General features: G+C 69.9%; 11 protein-coding genes. 2 read left to right on the forward strand and 9 right to left on the reverse strand.

The window, feature by feature from the left end; translation table 11 throughout:
* The 3 genes from ACXJJV_RS06840 to ACXJJV_RS06850 form a co-directional block, all read right to left on the reverse strand.
* Positions 1 to 569, reverse strand: a 569-nt coding sequence (locus tag ACXJJV_RS06840; protein WP_456467438.1) for an FAD-dependent oxidoreductase, incomplete at its 3' end; no start/stop codon positions are given.
* Position 570: 1 nt separating this feature from the next.
* Complete coding sequence (locus tag ACXJJV_RS06845; protein WP_456467447.1) at positions 571 to 732, reverse strand: 4Fe-4S binding protein; 162 nt, start codon at positions 730 to 732, stop codon at positions 571 to 573.
* A gap of 2 nt (positions 733 to 734) precedes the next feature.
* Positions 735 to 2,048, reverse strand: a complete 1,314-nt coding sequence (locus ACXJJV_RS06850) for a tRNA pseudouridine(54/55) synthase Pus10 (protein WP_456467439.1) — start codon at positions 2,046 to 2,048, stop codon at positions 735 to 737.
* A gap of 92 nt (positions 2,049 to 2,140) precedes the next feature.
* On the opposite strand from ACXJJV_RS06850, the gene eno reads away from it, so the two are divergent.
* A complete protein-coding gene (gene eno, locus ACXJJV_RS06855; protein ID WP_456467440.1) occupies positions 2,141 to 3,424 on the forward strand; it encodes a phosphopyruvate hydratase in 1,284 nt (427 codons plus the stop codon).
* Here the strand turns inward: eno and ACXJJV_RS06860 are convergent.
* The 6 genes from ACXJJV_RS06860 to ACXJJV_RS06885 all read right to left on the reverse strand — a co-directional run bounded on the left by ACXJJV_RS06860 (position 3,421) and on the right by ACXJJV_RS06885 (position 13,067).
* Entirely contained in the window at positions 3,421 to 4,785 is a 1,365-nt protein-coding gene (locus ACXJJV_RS06860) for a hypothetical protein (RefSeq protein WP_456467441.1), read from the reverse strand. The two genes, eno and ACXJJV_RS06860, sit on opposite strands and share 4 nt — an antisense overlap.
* 8 nt (positions 4,786 to 4,793) lie before the next feature.
* Positions 4,794 to 6,161: an amidophosphoribosyltransferase gene (gene purF / locus ACXJJV_RS06865; RefSeq protein ID WP_456467448.1), complete on the reverse strand. Its 1,368-nt coding sequence runs from the start codon at positions 6,159 to 6,161 to the stop codon at positions 4,794 to 4,796.
* Between the two features lie 490 nt (positions 6,162 to 6,651).
* Positions 6,652 to 10,383 carry a DNA polymerase II large subunit gene (locus tag ACXJJV_RS06870; RefSeq protein WP_456467442.1) on the reverse strand — a complete coding sequence of 1,244 codons (3,732 nt, stop codon included), beginning with the start codon at positions 10,381 to 10,383 and terminating at the stop codon, positions 6,652 to 6,654.
* A gap of 15 nt (positions 10,384 to 10,398) precedes the next feature.
* Entirely contained in the window at positions 10,399 to 10,776 is a 378-nt protein-coding gene (locus ACXJJV_RS06875; RefSeq protein WP_456467443.1) for a hypothetical protein, read from the reverse strand.
* 3 nt (positions 10,777 to 10,779) lie between these two features.
* Positions 10,780 to 11,763 carry a radical SAM protein gene (locus ACXJJV_RS06880; protein WP_456467444.1) on the reverse strand — a complete coding sequence of 328 codons (984 nt, stop codon included), beginning with the start codon at positions 11,761 to 11,763 and terminating at the stop codon, positions 10,780 to 10,782.
* Complete coding sequence (locus tag ACXJJV_RS06885; RefSeq protein ID WP_456467445.1) at positions 11,727 to 13,067, reverse strand: L-lactate permease; 1,341 nt, start codon at positions 13,065 to 13,067, stop codon at positions 11,727 to 11,729. The genes ACXJJV_RS06880 and ACXJJV_RS06885 overlap by 37 nt, the downstream gene beginning before the upstream one ends.
* Here ACXJJV_RS06885 and ACXJJV_RS06890 point away from each other — a divergent pair.
* Positions 13,037 to 13,981, forward strand: coding sequence for a hypothetical protein (locus ACXJJV_RS06890; protein ID WP_456467446.1), 945 nt, complete (start codon positions 13,037 to 13,039; stop codon positions 13,979 to 13,981). The two genes, ACXJJV_RS06885 and ACXJJV_RS06890, sit on opposite strands and share 31 nt — an antisense overlap.
* The last annotated feature ends 84 nt before the right edge of the window (positions 13,982 to 14,065 follow it).

A 14,065-nucleotide genomic window follows, 5' to 3' on the forward strand; every position in this document is an offset into this window, starting at 1 on the left:
GCGTCCTCGTCCACGTCCACCCCGACCATCTCGTACTGGGCGCAGGTGCAGAGCTCGTCCGGCTTCAGCGGGGGAACGAGCCCCGCGCTCCGTCCGACCCGCGACTCGATCCCGTCCGCCGCGATCACCACCTCGGCCCGGACCTCGTGTCGGCCCGTCTCGTCCTCGAACTCGACGCCCACCACGCGTCCCTCCTCCATCAGGGCGCGCCGGGCCTCCGTCAGCAGCCGGAGCTCGGCCCCCTCCTCCACCGCGCGCGCCGCGAGCCACCGATCGAACAGCTTCCGCTCCAGGATGTACCCGTCCCCGGGCACCTCGAACCGATCACCGTTGGGCGCGTGAACCAGGGCCCGGGAGACCTCGTTCGCGATCCACTCGCTCCTGGGCTTGAGCCCCGCGTGCTTCAGCCCGTTGGCGCTGATGCCCTCGGCGCACTGCTTGGGCACGCCGATCTCGGCGCGGCGTTCGAGGATCAGGACGTCGCAGCCCGCCCGCGCGGCCGCCCACGCGGCCATCGACCCGGCCGGACCCGCCCCCACCACGACCACGTCGTAACGCTCCTCCGCCAACCTACTCACCCTCCCTCAGGGCCCCGGTGGGACACACCTGAGCGCAGAGGCCGCAGTCGGTGCAGTCTGGGGAGAACTCGGGCTTCCCTCCGGAGATCGTGACCGCGTCGTTCGGGCAGACCGCCGCGCACGCGGCGCACCCGAGGCATAGGCGCTGGTTCACGATCAACTCCACTCACCCTCGTCCAGGAACTCGATCACGTCCAGCCGCTCGCACTCCGCCCGGGCGCCGACCAGCTCCGAGAGGCTGGGCCGCGTTCGGCCCGCGTCTCCGGATATTAACTCTTTCACGTACAGGCCCGGATCGCACAGGAACTCCACGACGGCCTCGTCACCCTCGTGGCGGACCAGCCGCGCCTCGTGCACCCGCTTGACCCTCACCTTGTCCGCCCGTCGGTGCAGCACCCGCCTCGGGGTGCGCTGACGGATCTCGCGCCCGGTGAGCGCCTCCAGCGCCTCACGGAGTCGGTTCCCCGGCACCTCCCGGTCGAATACCACCCACGCCCGGTACCGCTTGAGCGAGCGCTCGGAGAGGTCCTTGACGCGCCGCACGTCCCCGGCCTCGCCGAACTCCAGGCCCCTGACGCGGACCTTGTCCCCCACCCTCCTCTCGATCTCCCTCTCCAACCGCCGGAGGTCCGCGGTCCGGCGCTTCGGGTAGAGGAGCTCGATCACGAACGGGCGCCCGTTGCCCAGCATCCTCACGTCGATGTCCTCCCGGCCCGCCGCGTGGAACCTGTGGTGCTCCGCCAGGAACGCGTCCTTGAGCACCATTCCGATCAGCTCCTCCACCGACTCCGGGTACACCTTGCCCGTGTAGTCGCACTCCGGGCAGCCCGCGCCCCGGCACCTCGGGCAGGGCCACTTGGTCTGGGGCAGCCCGCGGCGGAGCTTGAGGTACCGACCTCGCACGTACACGGGCTTGACGTGCAGCTCCAGCTTGGGGTCGTCCAGGGAGGGGCGGAAGTCGAAGATCAGCTCGGCGTCGGGATCCCGCGGGTCCGCCCGCTCCCCCAGGAGCCGCTCCACCCGCTTCCCCACCTCCCGGTTGAACTCCCGCTTGATGGGTTCCCCCTCGACGCCGAGCACGTCCCAGAGCTCCCGCTCCCGGTCGAGGACGCGGTCCGGCCACCGGGAGCCGATCACGAACCCGTCGAAGTCCATCCCCTCGAGCTCCAGGGCGGCGACCCGCGCGAACTCCCCGCAGCGCTCGAGCACCCCGCCGCAGACCCCGCAGGGCTCGGGAGAGGGTGGGTCCTCGAGCGCGGCGGCCGCCTCCTCGAGGCCGGAGCGGGCGAGGAGCTCGAGCGTGCCCTCGTCGCCCTCCTCGTGCGCGAGCATCCCCAGGGTGAGCTTGAGCGCCCGTCCGCGCTCCCGGTTCTCCAGACCGGTAAGCCGGTACCCGAAGGCCCGACCGAGGCAGGCGTCGCACGGGTTGAGTCGGTCCAGCGCCTCGACCAGCCGCTCCCGGAGGTTCACGATCACTCCCCCGGGCGGGCGCGGTCGATCTCCGGGCGTCCGAGCGGTAAAGGTATAATCCGCGGTGCCCGGAGCCGCCGGGGGCGTCCTGGTTGACCGGGATCGCGGCGGTCCGGGCCCGGGAGGTGCTGGACTCGCGCGGCGAGCCGACGGTGGAGGTGGAGGTCCGGCTCGAGGACGGCACCGTGGGCCGCGCGATCGTGCCCTCGGGCGCGTCCACGGGCACGCACGAGGCGCTCGAGCTGCGGGACGGGGACGACCGGTACGGGGGCAAGGGCGTCCGGCGCGCGGTCCGGAACGTGGAGGAGATCATCGCTCCGGAGCTGGAGGGGATGGACGCGACCGCGCAGGCCGAGATCGACCGGCTCATGATCGAGCTGGACGGGACGGACAACAAGTCGCACCTGGGCGCCAACGCCATCCTGGGCGTCTCGCTGGCCGTCGCCCGCGCGGCCGCGCGCTCGCTCGGGATCCCGCTGTACTGCTACCTCGGCGGCCCGGGCGCCCGCCGGCTGCCCGTCCCGTTCATGAACGTGATCAACGGGGGCGAGCACGCGGGCAACGACCTCGACTTCCAGGAGCACATGATCGTGCCGCACGGATTCGACCGGTTCTCAGAGGCCCTGCGTGCGGGCACGGAGACCTACCACGTGCTGGGCGAGCTGCTGGAGGAGGAGTACGGGCCCATCGCCACGAACGTGGGGGATGAGGGCGGCTACGCGCCTCCGATGAAGGACCTGGTCGAGCCGTTCGAGATGCTCGTGAAGGCGATCGAGGAGGCCGGGTACGCGCCGGGTCGCGAGATCGCGCTCGCCCTGGACGCGGCCGCCACCGAGTTCTACGACGAGGAGGAGGGCGTGTACCGGGCGTACGGGGAGACGTACACGCGGGACGAGCTACTCGACCTGTACAAGGACCTCGTCGACCAGTACCCGATCGTGTCGATCGAGGACCCGTTCCAGGAGGAGGACTTCCGGGGCTTCGCCCGCATCACCGAGGAGCTCGGTGACAAGGTTCAGATCGTCGGCGACGACCTCTTCGTGACGAACCCGGAGCGACTCCGGAAGGGGATCCGGATGGGTTCGGCCAACGCCCTGCTGCTAAAGGTGAACCAGATCGGCACGCTGACCGAGGCCCTCGAGGCGGGCCAGCTCGCCCTGCAGCACGGGTACGGCGTGATGGTCAGTCACCGCAGCGGCGACACGGAGGACCCGTTCATCGCGGACCTCGCCGTGGCGCTCAACTGCGGTCAGATCAAGACCGGCGCCCCGGCGCGCAGCGAGCGCACGGCCAAGTACAACCGGCTCCTTCGGATCGAGGAGGAGCTGGGCGGCGCCGCGGAGTTCGGGCCCGTGAACGACTACTTCCTGCCCTAATCCGGCGCCCAGGCGCGCTCGTGCAGCCTTTCCGCGGTCTTAATCCACCTGACCACCGCGGCGACCCCCAGCCCCTCCACCAGCGCCGCGGCGGGCAGTGAGTGCAGCCACAATCCCGGGCACTCCGACAGGATCATCAGGGAGATCGCCGGAACCAGGGCCGATAACACGAGCGCGGCGAGCACGTGCGACTCCGGAACCGCGGCCCGAAAAGCGAGCGCCCAGCGCCGAACGGAGACCGGCCTTACCCGCCGCGCGAGCATCACCCACCCGAGCGGCGCCAGAGCGGTGGCCACCAGGGCCTCAACCAGCCCCAGCCGGGAACCGAGCAGCGCCCATCCGACGGCCCCGTGGGCCGCGATCGCGCCGGCCGCACCCGCGGTCACCACGCCCGGAAACATGAGCGAGAACGACGCGCCGGGCTCGACCACCCGCGCGTATCTAACGGTGTTCCCGGCCGCCACGGAAGCCACCATCCACGGGACCATGGCGCCGAACATGCGGGCCAGCGACCACAAGCCGGCCTCTCGCACCATCAACCTGCCGGTCTTAACGATGACCAGAATGACGGCCACGGCTGGGATGACCGGAAGCAGGCGCCTCTCCGCCGAGTGGCGGACCAGCTGGCCCTTGGCGCACTCCTCCGCGAGGAGCACGGCGCGGACGGAATCGTCTTCCCTCTTGATCGCCTCCCGAGCCGCCACCACCGGGAGCGGGGTCACCAGCAGCAGCCAAGCCAGCCATCTGGAGGCCCAGCCGCCCGGCTCGCCCACGCGGAGCGACCGTCCCGGCCAGACCGCCCGCACCTCACCCTCCTTTTCAACGAGGAGCGGGGCCCGCCACCGCTTAACCATCGTTTCCAGGACCTTCGCCACCCGGTCCGCACCCGCGCGGCGGTACGCTTCGGCCCCGATCTTCTCCTCCTTCCTCGTCCGGAGAAGCCGTTGGAGCTCTCTCAGCACCCGCTTGGATCCGAACGGTAGTTCGATACTGCCCCCGTCCTTCAGCTCCAGCGCGATGCGTGCCCTCCTTCGCCTGACCACCATCCCAACCCGATCGACCTCGTCCAGTCGAACCTCCCGCTCGATCTCTTCACCCCTGGCGACGATCAGACGGTCCTCGTGGATCACCAGCAGCGGCTCCCGGCCCATCCGGGTCAGAAAGTACGCGGTCGGAAGGAGGGCTGGGAGCACGAGGAGCAGAAAGACCGCGACGGCCTCCGTGGGCGAGAGCCTACCCCGGTACGTGCCCAGGATCAGCAGCGAGGTGACGAAGGCGACGTACAGTCCGACCAGGGCCGCCGTGACCACCGAGCCGGGGCGCTCGTGCCACCTGGGCCTCAGGATCCGGGTGGTGCCCAAGTTCTCCCCTACCCCTCGTCGGGTAAGGGGACCGGGGTAGGGTACTCGCCGGTGAGGCAGCCCACGCAGAGCTGGCTGCGCTTTAGGCCGATGGCGTCAACGAGGCCCTCGAGGGAGAGGTACGCGAGCGAGTCCGCGGCGATCTCGTTTCGGATCTCCGGGATGTCCTTGTCCGCGGCTATCAGCTCCTCCTTGGTCGCCATGTCGATGCCGTAATAGCACGGGGAGACGATCGGGGGGGACGCGATCCTCACGTGGATGCTCTCGGCCCCCGCGTCCCTCAGCATCTCAACGATCTGCCGGGACGTGTTCCCGCGGACGATGCTGTCGTCGACGACGGCGACGGACCTGCCCTCCACGAGCTCCCGGATGGGGTTCAGCTTGATCCGGATGCTGCGGACGCGCTCCTCCTGCTCGGGCATGATGAACGTGCGGCCGACGTAGCGGTTCTTGATGAGCCCCTCCTCCATGGGCACGCCCAGCCGCTCGGCGTAGCCGAGGGCGGCCGTGCGGCCCGAGTCCGGGACGGGCACCACCACGTCGCACTCGGCCGGGGCCTCCTCGGCCAGTCGGCGCCCCATGCGCTTCCGGCAGGCGTACACGCACCGCCCCTCGATGATCGAGTCCGGCCGGGCGAAGTAGACGTACTCGAACATGCACACGGCCGGGCGCTCGCGTCGGATGATCCTGGACTCAAGCTCGCCCTCGCGGATCCACACCACCTCGCCCCGGTTCAGCTCCCGCCACTCCTCCACGTCGAGCACGTCCAGCCCGACGGTCTCGGAGGAAACGAAGTAGCCCCGCTCGTCCCAGCCCAGGCAGAGCGGGCGGAACCCCCAGGGATCACGGACCGCGATCAGGTCGCCGGAGCTGGTCACGATGGTCAGGGAGTAAGCGCCCACGAGCTCCTCCATCACCCGCTCGAAGGCCTCGAACACGTCGTCCGTCTCCGTGAGCTCCAGGGCCAGGAGCCGCGCGATCACCTCGGAGTCCGTTTTGGAAACGAACGCGTGCCCTTCGGAAACCAGCCGCCGTCGCAGCTCCCCCGAGTTCACGATGTCCCCGTTGTGCGCCAGGGCCAGCTCGCCGCCCGAGTAGCCGACCTTGAACGGCTGCGCGTTGATCGGCTCCGACGCCCCGGTCGTGGAGTACCGGACGTGACCGATCCCCACGGGCCCGGAGAGCTCGCGAAGGTCCCGACGCTCGAAGACCTCGGTGACGAGCCCCATCCCCTTCTTGCCCACGAGCCGCAGCCCATCGTACACGCAGATCCCGGCGGACTCCTGCCCGCGGTGCTGGTTGGCGTGCAGGATAAGGTAGTTGTAAACGCCCGCCTCGTCACCCTCCAGCAGATAGCACCCCGAGACCCCGCACACGTGGATCACCCCCACCCGGCCGGGGGCTCGGACCCCTTGATCGAGCTCATCGCGATCGCCCTCGCGCTGCCCGCGACGCCGTCGCTCGCGCACCCTCTCCAGCAGGTTCAACACGCCCATTGCACGGTCGCTCACGAGGAGCGTCAAATGGTGACCGGGGCCGAGTCATCCGCGCCCCGGGTGACGTCCCCTCCCTCCGCCCCGAAGGTGAGGGGATCGCGCCGGGAGGAGGCGCCCCACGGGTCCGAGCCTTCCTTACCTTCCTCAAGGTTGAGGGTGGGGTCGACCCGGGGCGAGGGGTCGGGAGGAGGGGCACCCTACGTTGGACCCTCCCGAGGCGCGGAGAGGGCCGAGGGTGCTCGAAAGCCTCCTCACGGGGTCCGGCCGAGCCGCCCCGTCGTGCGGCGTCACCCCAGTCCGAGCCGGCCGGACCTGCTGGGGGCCCTGATCTCGTTCTCCCTCGCGACGCTGGGAGGGTTGGGGATGTGGGCTAGTTCTCGGTCGCTCCGAGGAACTTCTGGAGGGTAACCCCGTCCCCACTCCGTCCGAAGAGGGTGCGCGCCTCCTCCTCGAGCAGCTCGACCTCCGAGGCGATGCTCCTCCACTCCTCGTCCGACTCGCCGAACTCCTCGACGAGCCGCTTCGCCGGCTCCAGGTACTTCGTGGCGGTCGCGGGGTAGATGGTCAGGAGAATGTCCCCGCCGCACCGGGGGCACTTGCCGCTGAGCGGTGGGACCCGGAACTTCGCGTTGCATTGGGAGCACCGGAACTGCTGGCGACCGAACTTGCGCAGGTTACCCTTGATGTCTGGTAGGAAGTGCGAGTCCAGGACGATCTTGGCGACGTCGGCGGCCCTGACGGCCCGTATCTTCCGCGCCAGCTCGAGCTGCTCCTCGAGCTTCTGCTCCATCTTCTCGAGGCGGGAGTACCGGGTCACGGTCGGGCCGAGGTCGATGGACTCCGTGTCGTGGGTGAACTCGAGGCCGCGCGGGCAGTCGAGGTGGTTCTCCAGCCGGTCCACGAGGTCCTCCACCTCGCTCGGATCGGCGAACTTCAGCGCCTTCCGGTACAGCTCCAGCGGGTAGTGGCTGCACACGTCCATGTTCCAAACCTCATCGTCCGTCTCGTACGGGTTGACGACGACGGTGAGCACGAGCGGGGCGTCCATCAGCCCGCCCCGTTTGTCCGGTAGGTAGATCCGGCTGAAGTTAAGGAGGACGTCCAGCAGGATCATGAACGCGTCCTCGTCCCCGTCGCAGTTCCGGCGTCGGGCGGCGTTGATGACGGGGTGATTGTACCAGCAGTTGATGTCGGCGATGCCCACGACGCGGCCGACGACGCCGCAGGACGTGTGCGGGGCGAGCGTTACGATGAGGTGGCCGATAAGGTCCTCCGGCCGCTCGACGCCGTACACGGGCTCGAGCCCGTAGTACTTCTCCAGCAGCTCGTCGATGAACTGGCAGACCCGGACGGCCCACTCGGCGGCCTTCCGGGGCAGGACCACGTCCTGCGGGTACAGCTCGACGACCTGGTCCTCCGAGACCACGGGGTCGCCGTTCACGTCCCGCTCGAAGCCGAGGAGCCGGGCCCGGAACGGGGTGAGCCCGATCTCCTTCAGCCGCACGTGCGTGAGCGGGCAGTCGTTGCAGTCGAACCGCAGCGTACCGTCCTTGAACACGTGCAGATTCCGCTTGGCCCGGAGGATCCCCTTCTGCAGCGGCTCCGGCATTTTCAGCCGGCTGGTCATCCCCTTGACGCCCTTCAGCGTGTCCACCGTGCCGCCCACGTCCTCCTCGGCCGCCCGCACCAGCTCCTTGACGGGCAGTCGAGAGTACGGGTCGTCCCCCGCGCCCACCTTCGCCCGGACCACCGGGTCCGGCTCCTCGCAGTCGCACTCCTCCGCCGGTTCGTCGCAGCGGTCGCAGTACTGCACGGTCTCCGTCCCGCACAGGGGACAGACCCGGTACGGCATCAGCAGGTCGCACTCCGGGCAGATCCGGTAGCAGACCTCCACCTCGTCCGAGCCGCCCGAGTCCCCCCGGTAGAACTTCATGATGTCCCGCTGGTTCCCGCCCACGATGCCGATCGGGAAGAGCACGTGCGGCGGCGGGCTCATCAGCCGCTCGCGCGCCTTCTCCGGCCTGCCCATCCGGGCCCCGATGCGCGTCGGCGCCTTCTCCCGCACCGGGAACCCGGCCAGCCTCGAGACGTACCGGCACGTCTCGTCCCGGATGATCAGGTAGTCCAGCAGGTCGTCGAGGTCCTCGTCCGGCTCCTGGAACCCGCCCTTCTCTACATCATAGCCCAGCTGCGCGGCCAGCGCCGAGGCCCACGGCTCCTCGACGACGACCTCCCCGTCCTCCACGCGGTGCGGCACGAGCAGGTCCTCGAGGATCCCCTTGACCTCCTCCGGCGCCCGGACCTCCAGCCCGCCCCACTCCGACCCCTCCACCTCGATCGATTCCCGGAGCCGGTCCACGTCCTCCGGCCGCACGTCGTGCCACAGGAACGTGTACTTCGGGTGGAACGGGACGCGAAGCTCACGGGAGAGCCGGATCGCCTCCTCCACCGTGACGTTCTCCGGGTCGGCGATCCGCGGCCGCACCTCCCGCTGCACGAAGCGCACCACGGACCGCGCGACCCGGATGGGGCCGTTGATGTACCCGTCCAGCCTCTTCCCGGACCCGGACAGCCGGCCGGCCTCCCGGGGGAGCTCGCTCAGCGGCACGTCCTTCAGCCTCTCGAACAGGCGCTTCGGCAGGTTCTCCTTCAGGACGTTGTACTTGACGACGTCCGGGACCTCCTCCACCCACCACTCCGGGCAGTAAGCGGGCGGCACGAGAGGGTGATTGTTCTCAAGGAACTCGCCGACCGCGACGAGCATCTCGCCCAGGTCCAGGATCTCCTCGATCTCGTCCCTCTCGGCCAGCTCCTTGGCCTCCCGGGGATCGTCCAGCCGCACGACCGAACCGTCCTTCAACCGCACGACCGGCGGCTCGAGGTCGGTGACCGGGAGCACGCACGCGGCCTTACCGGGCCGCTCCACCTTCAGCTGGGTCCCGATCACGATGAAGCCCTTCGTCGCGTACATCATCGACGGGTGCACGCCGACCGCGGCGAAGCCGGTGTTCCGCGCCCGACCCAGCCGGAGCCGGAACCCACCCTTCGCCGACGGGTGCGAGAGCAGCGGGCGCCCCGCGACGAGCTCGCTCATGTACTTGTCATCGGGCTTGACGGCGGCCCCGGACTCCTCCCCCTCGTCCTCCTCGTCATCCTCCTTCCCGACGAGCCGCTCCAGGAACTCCCAACCGTCCATCCCGTACTTCTCCACGCGCTTGAGCAGCTTGGGGGCCTTCTGGCAGATGCCCTCGCAGATGACCAGGAGCGCGCCGCCCCGAAGCCGGTTGGGCAGGTGAGGGATGTCCCGGTGACCCTGTACCTCCACCTCCTCCGTCGGCTCGCCGTCGATCTCGATCGGGACGTGCCTCGCTACGATCTCCACCTCCTCCTCCGACGGGTTGTACTGAAAGGAGCCCACCTTATCCAGGTACGTCAGCACCTCCTCCACGTACCGGCCCACGAGGTCGTGCTTGAAGTCCTCCGGGTTGAACTCGGACAGGCCCGCCACGCGGCGCGCGTAGTCCGCGAGGAGGGCGGACAGGGCCGCGGCGGTACCTCCGGCCGCCCGGATCGGTCCCGCGTACTTGACCGCCAGGTAACAGTCCTCCGGGTCGAGCTCCTCCCCGCACTCCTCGCAGACCAGCCTGGGCTCGTCGTGCGGGGGCTCGGACTCGTCCACCACCCGGTGCCCGGTACCCCGCTCCCGGATCTCCACCGCGGCGATGCCCTCGAGCGGGGCCGAGACCACGGCCTCGGTCATGATGGCGAGGCCGACCCGGACCGCGTAGTCCAACCGCTCGTGCAGCGGGAGGTCGCCCTTGACCTTGAGCCTACCCTCCACGATCTCGCGCACGATCCGGAACGTCGCCTCCTCGCGATCCCCCAGCTCCTCCTCGAGCTCCTCCAACCGGCCGGCCACGTTCTCCACCTGCAGCAGTCCCTCGACCCGCTCCCCGATCGAGGTGGCCAGCATCACCTCCGGCTCGGGCCGCGGATCCTCCCGACGCCCTCGAGCCTCCCTCGCCACCTCGTAGAGGCCGGAGGCAACCTCCTCCAGGGTTTCACGGTACCGATCCAGCTCGCGCTCGGCCCGGGACGTCACGTGCGACCGGTACCCCTACCGGTTCTCCTCCCGCCACTCCCGGTCGCGCGACTCGACCTTCAGCGGGATCCCGCCCACGTCGATGATCTCCTCCACCTTACCCTCCTCGCCGGAGCCGCCGCGATCCTCGCGCTCCCCCGTCGGTAGCTCCTCGATCCGCTCCTTCAGGCTGCCACCGGGCTCGACCCCACCCGGGAGCCGGATCGTGTAGGTCTCCACGCGCACGAACCCGCCGCCCGGAAGCCGGAACTCGCGGACCTCTCCACCCTCACGCTCCTTCAGCTCCTCAGCCTCCTCACGTAGCCGCTCCATCTCCCTCTCGATCTCCCGGAGCGCGCGCTCCACGGACTCATCCAGCGCCCGAAAGAGCATCCGGAAGAGGTGATCAAACACGCCCTACCTCCCCCCTACCGGGCACGCCGGGTTCCCGCACTCGGTGCAGAAACGGCCCCGCCAACACTCGTTCGGGCACGGGACCTCGGCGGCGCTCGCGCACGCGCAGCAAGCCGCCGCGAAGGGGGTCAATCCCACCTCTCGGGCCATCTTAAGGATCCGCTCCTTCAGATCCCCGGTCCGGATGTACCGCTGCCTCCTCCCACTGGGGATGTTGTCGGCCCTCTTAACGATTTCCGAGACGTCGAACCCCGCCCTCCTCAACCGCTCCAGGATGGACCGGTTGACCCGAAAGCCCCCGACCACCACCCCGCGCGCTCCCGCCCTCCTCGCCTCGCGGAGCAGATCCTCCACCTCCTCCAGGCTCACGATTCCGGGCAGGATGGGCCTAAGGAACAGGTCCACCGTAACGCCCGCCCGCGCCAGCCGTCGGACGCTCTCCAGCCGCTCCTCCGGGGTGGGGGCCCGGGGCTCCAGACGCCGAGCCTTGTCTTCGTCGACCGTGAGCACCGTGACCAGCCCGTTGATCGGCAGGCTCAGGGAGGCGATGGCGTCCGCCACCTCGCCGCTCACGCGCGACTTCGTCGAGAACTGGGTTGGGTTCCCCAGCCACCGGTCGAACGCCCGGAGGTAGTCCAGCGTCTTATCCTCCAGTTCTGGGAGGAACGGGTCCGTGACGCTGCCCACGGCGAGGAACGTGCCCCCAGGACCGGGCTCGAACCTCCGGTTGTAGAGCAGCGCCAGGGCCATCTCCTCCCCGGACAGCGGGTACGGGCGGGCGCGCTCGAACCGGAAGCCCATCTCAGGGATGTAGCAGTACACGCACCCTCTCGGGCACCCGTGCCCCGGGTGCACCGTGAGCCCGCAGGGCCTCGGCCGGCGTCGGGCGTGCGAGTCCCGGCGCGCCCGCTCGGCCCCCTCCCGGCCCACCCGACGCTCGAGCTCTCGGATCAGCTTCCTTCGATCCACCACAGCGCCAGCATCCACGGGACGATCACCCCCGACAGGTACACGGTACCGAGCAGGCCCCTCCTCATGATGCGCTTCTCGTGCGAGCGTACCGCCGCGGCGGCCACGGCCACGTTGTACGGGCAGGCGGCGGCCGCGCACGCGGCCCCCACGAGCGTGAGGTCCGGGTGCGGCGTGCCCGAGGAGAACGTGGCCATGACCGCGGTCGTGCTGCCCATCACCATCTCTCCCACGAAACCCACCGCGAAGGCGACCGGCGGCGCGGACGCGTACCCGCGCAGGACGTCGGGCAGCGGGGAGTCGGCGATCAGCGCCCCGAGCACCAGGCAGAGGATCAGGGCGACCAGCTCCCGCCAGGAGCGGGACAGGACCGAGCGCACGTACCCCGGCACCCGACCCCACCTCGGGGCCGCGTAGGCCAGCACGGCCCCCCAGAGCACCATCCAGGGGCGCACGCGGTCCAGGTGCAGCGACTTAACGGCCCCTAGGATCAACATCGAGGTCCCGTAGACGACCGCGGCCCGGACGGCCCGCGGGCTCAGCTCCACGGAGAGCTCTCCCTCCAAGAGCTTCAGGTACCACAGGAGCCCGGCGGCCGCCCCAAAGGTCAGCAGCGGTCCCGTCAGCGCCGGTGACCGTAGGGCGCACCCGACGACGCCCGCGGCCAGGGTCATCAGTCCCACGGTGAGCGGCAGGGTCCGGCCGTGCCGGACGTCGACCGCCCTACCTACGATCACGGGCAGCAGGGCCAGCGCCGGCAGCTCCCACAGCAGCGCGCCCGCGGTCAGGTCCCCGGGGTCCCGCCGGGTGACCTCCGCGGCGACGAGCACGGGCACGCCGAAGGCGGCGAAGGCCCCGAAGGGCGCGTGGCCGATCAGCGCGGCCGCGGCCGCGAGCGGCTTCCGCACCCCCGCGTCGACCAGCAGGGGCCCCACCAGCGTCGCCGGCGTGCCGAAGCTGGCGACGCTTTCCAGCGCGCCGGCCCCAACGATCGAGACGCCCAGCAGGTAACGGTCACGGTGCCGGTGATCCGGCTCCAGCGCGGTCAGCAGCGACGCGAGCACGCCGTCGTTCCTCATCATCTCCACCAGGGTCAGGCTCGCCAGAACGACCAGCGCGATCTCCGCGCCCTTGACCGCGGCCTGGCCCGCGTGCATCCATGGCACGTGGATCGTGCAGCCCGTGAATAGTGAGGCTAAAACCGATAGGGAGAGGTGAAGGCCCACGGCCAGCGAGACGGCCTCGAGCAGCTCCCATCCCAGCAAGGTGGTGACCAGGAGGGTCAGCACCGATGCGAGCGCGATGGCCAGCGCTGGCGACAACGGCGCTCACCCTCCTAACGCTCCTCCACGCCTCGCACGCCCTCTCGGTGTGCATCACCTCGGACACGATCAACGGCACCCAGGAGGACCTCTCCTTCCTGCGAAACCTGAGCGCGAAGCTGCTTGAAAAGGCGACGAAGTACGGGCTGAGGATCGACCGGATGTACGTGAGCTACAGCGGACCGAGCCGGGAGTACGTCTTCCACGTTCCCGAGCCCGGGGAGATGGTGAGGGTGGGAAGGTACGACAGGGTCGGCGAGGTGCCTCGGGGGTTCTGGGTTTGCCGGAGGTACGGCCTTGACACGCTCATTTGGATCGCGGGCCGCGACGGGTCCTCGTACTACGAGCTGAAGCGGCGGCTGCTGAGCCCCGACTGCCCCGTGAAGTACGTAGTGTACGTCAACGTCTCGCCCCGGTACCTGGTCACCGACGATCCCGATGAGCCCGGGTTCCGCAGCGTCCGGTGCTACTGGGACGGTCCATCCCGGATCTGGTACCCGTACTACTACCTGCGCCTGCTGGGTGTTGAGGTGGTGAACGTGAAGGACGCGTGCCCGGACTACGCCCGGTTCACCGACCTGGCCCGCACTGTGGACCGGCTCGCGGATGCCATACTGAGGGCGCTGCGTAGGGCGGTTCAGCACGGCTCGATCTCCACTTGGCCCCCGGAGCTCGTCGCGACGGCGCGCGCCCTTCTGAGCCGGCTGGAGGGTGAGCGCCCGCCCGAGGTGGACCCGTCCCGGCTCGCCGATCACGTCCGGCTCATCGATCCGGCCCGGATCGACGACCGGGAGGTGAGGCGGGCCCTGGAGCGGGCCCGGAGCACTCCGGTAAACGTTATATACGGGCTCCTTCCGCTCCTCGCGCTGGCGGGACGCCCCGGCGGTGTAGCCCGGTCAAGGGCCCGCGGGTGACCGCGGGCCCGCCGATATCATGCGGGACTTTCGAGGCCCGTCCGGGCCGGAGACATCCCGCGACCCGGGTTCAAATCCCGGCCG

The organism is Methanopyrus sp. (genome assembly GCF_053997775.1).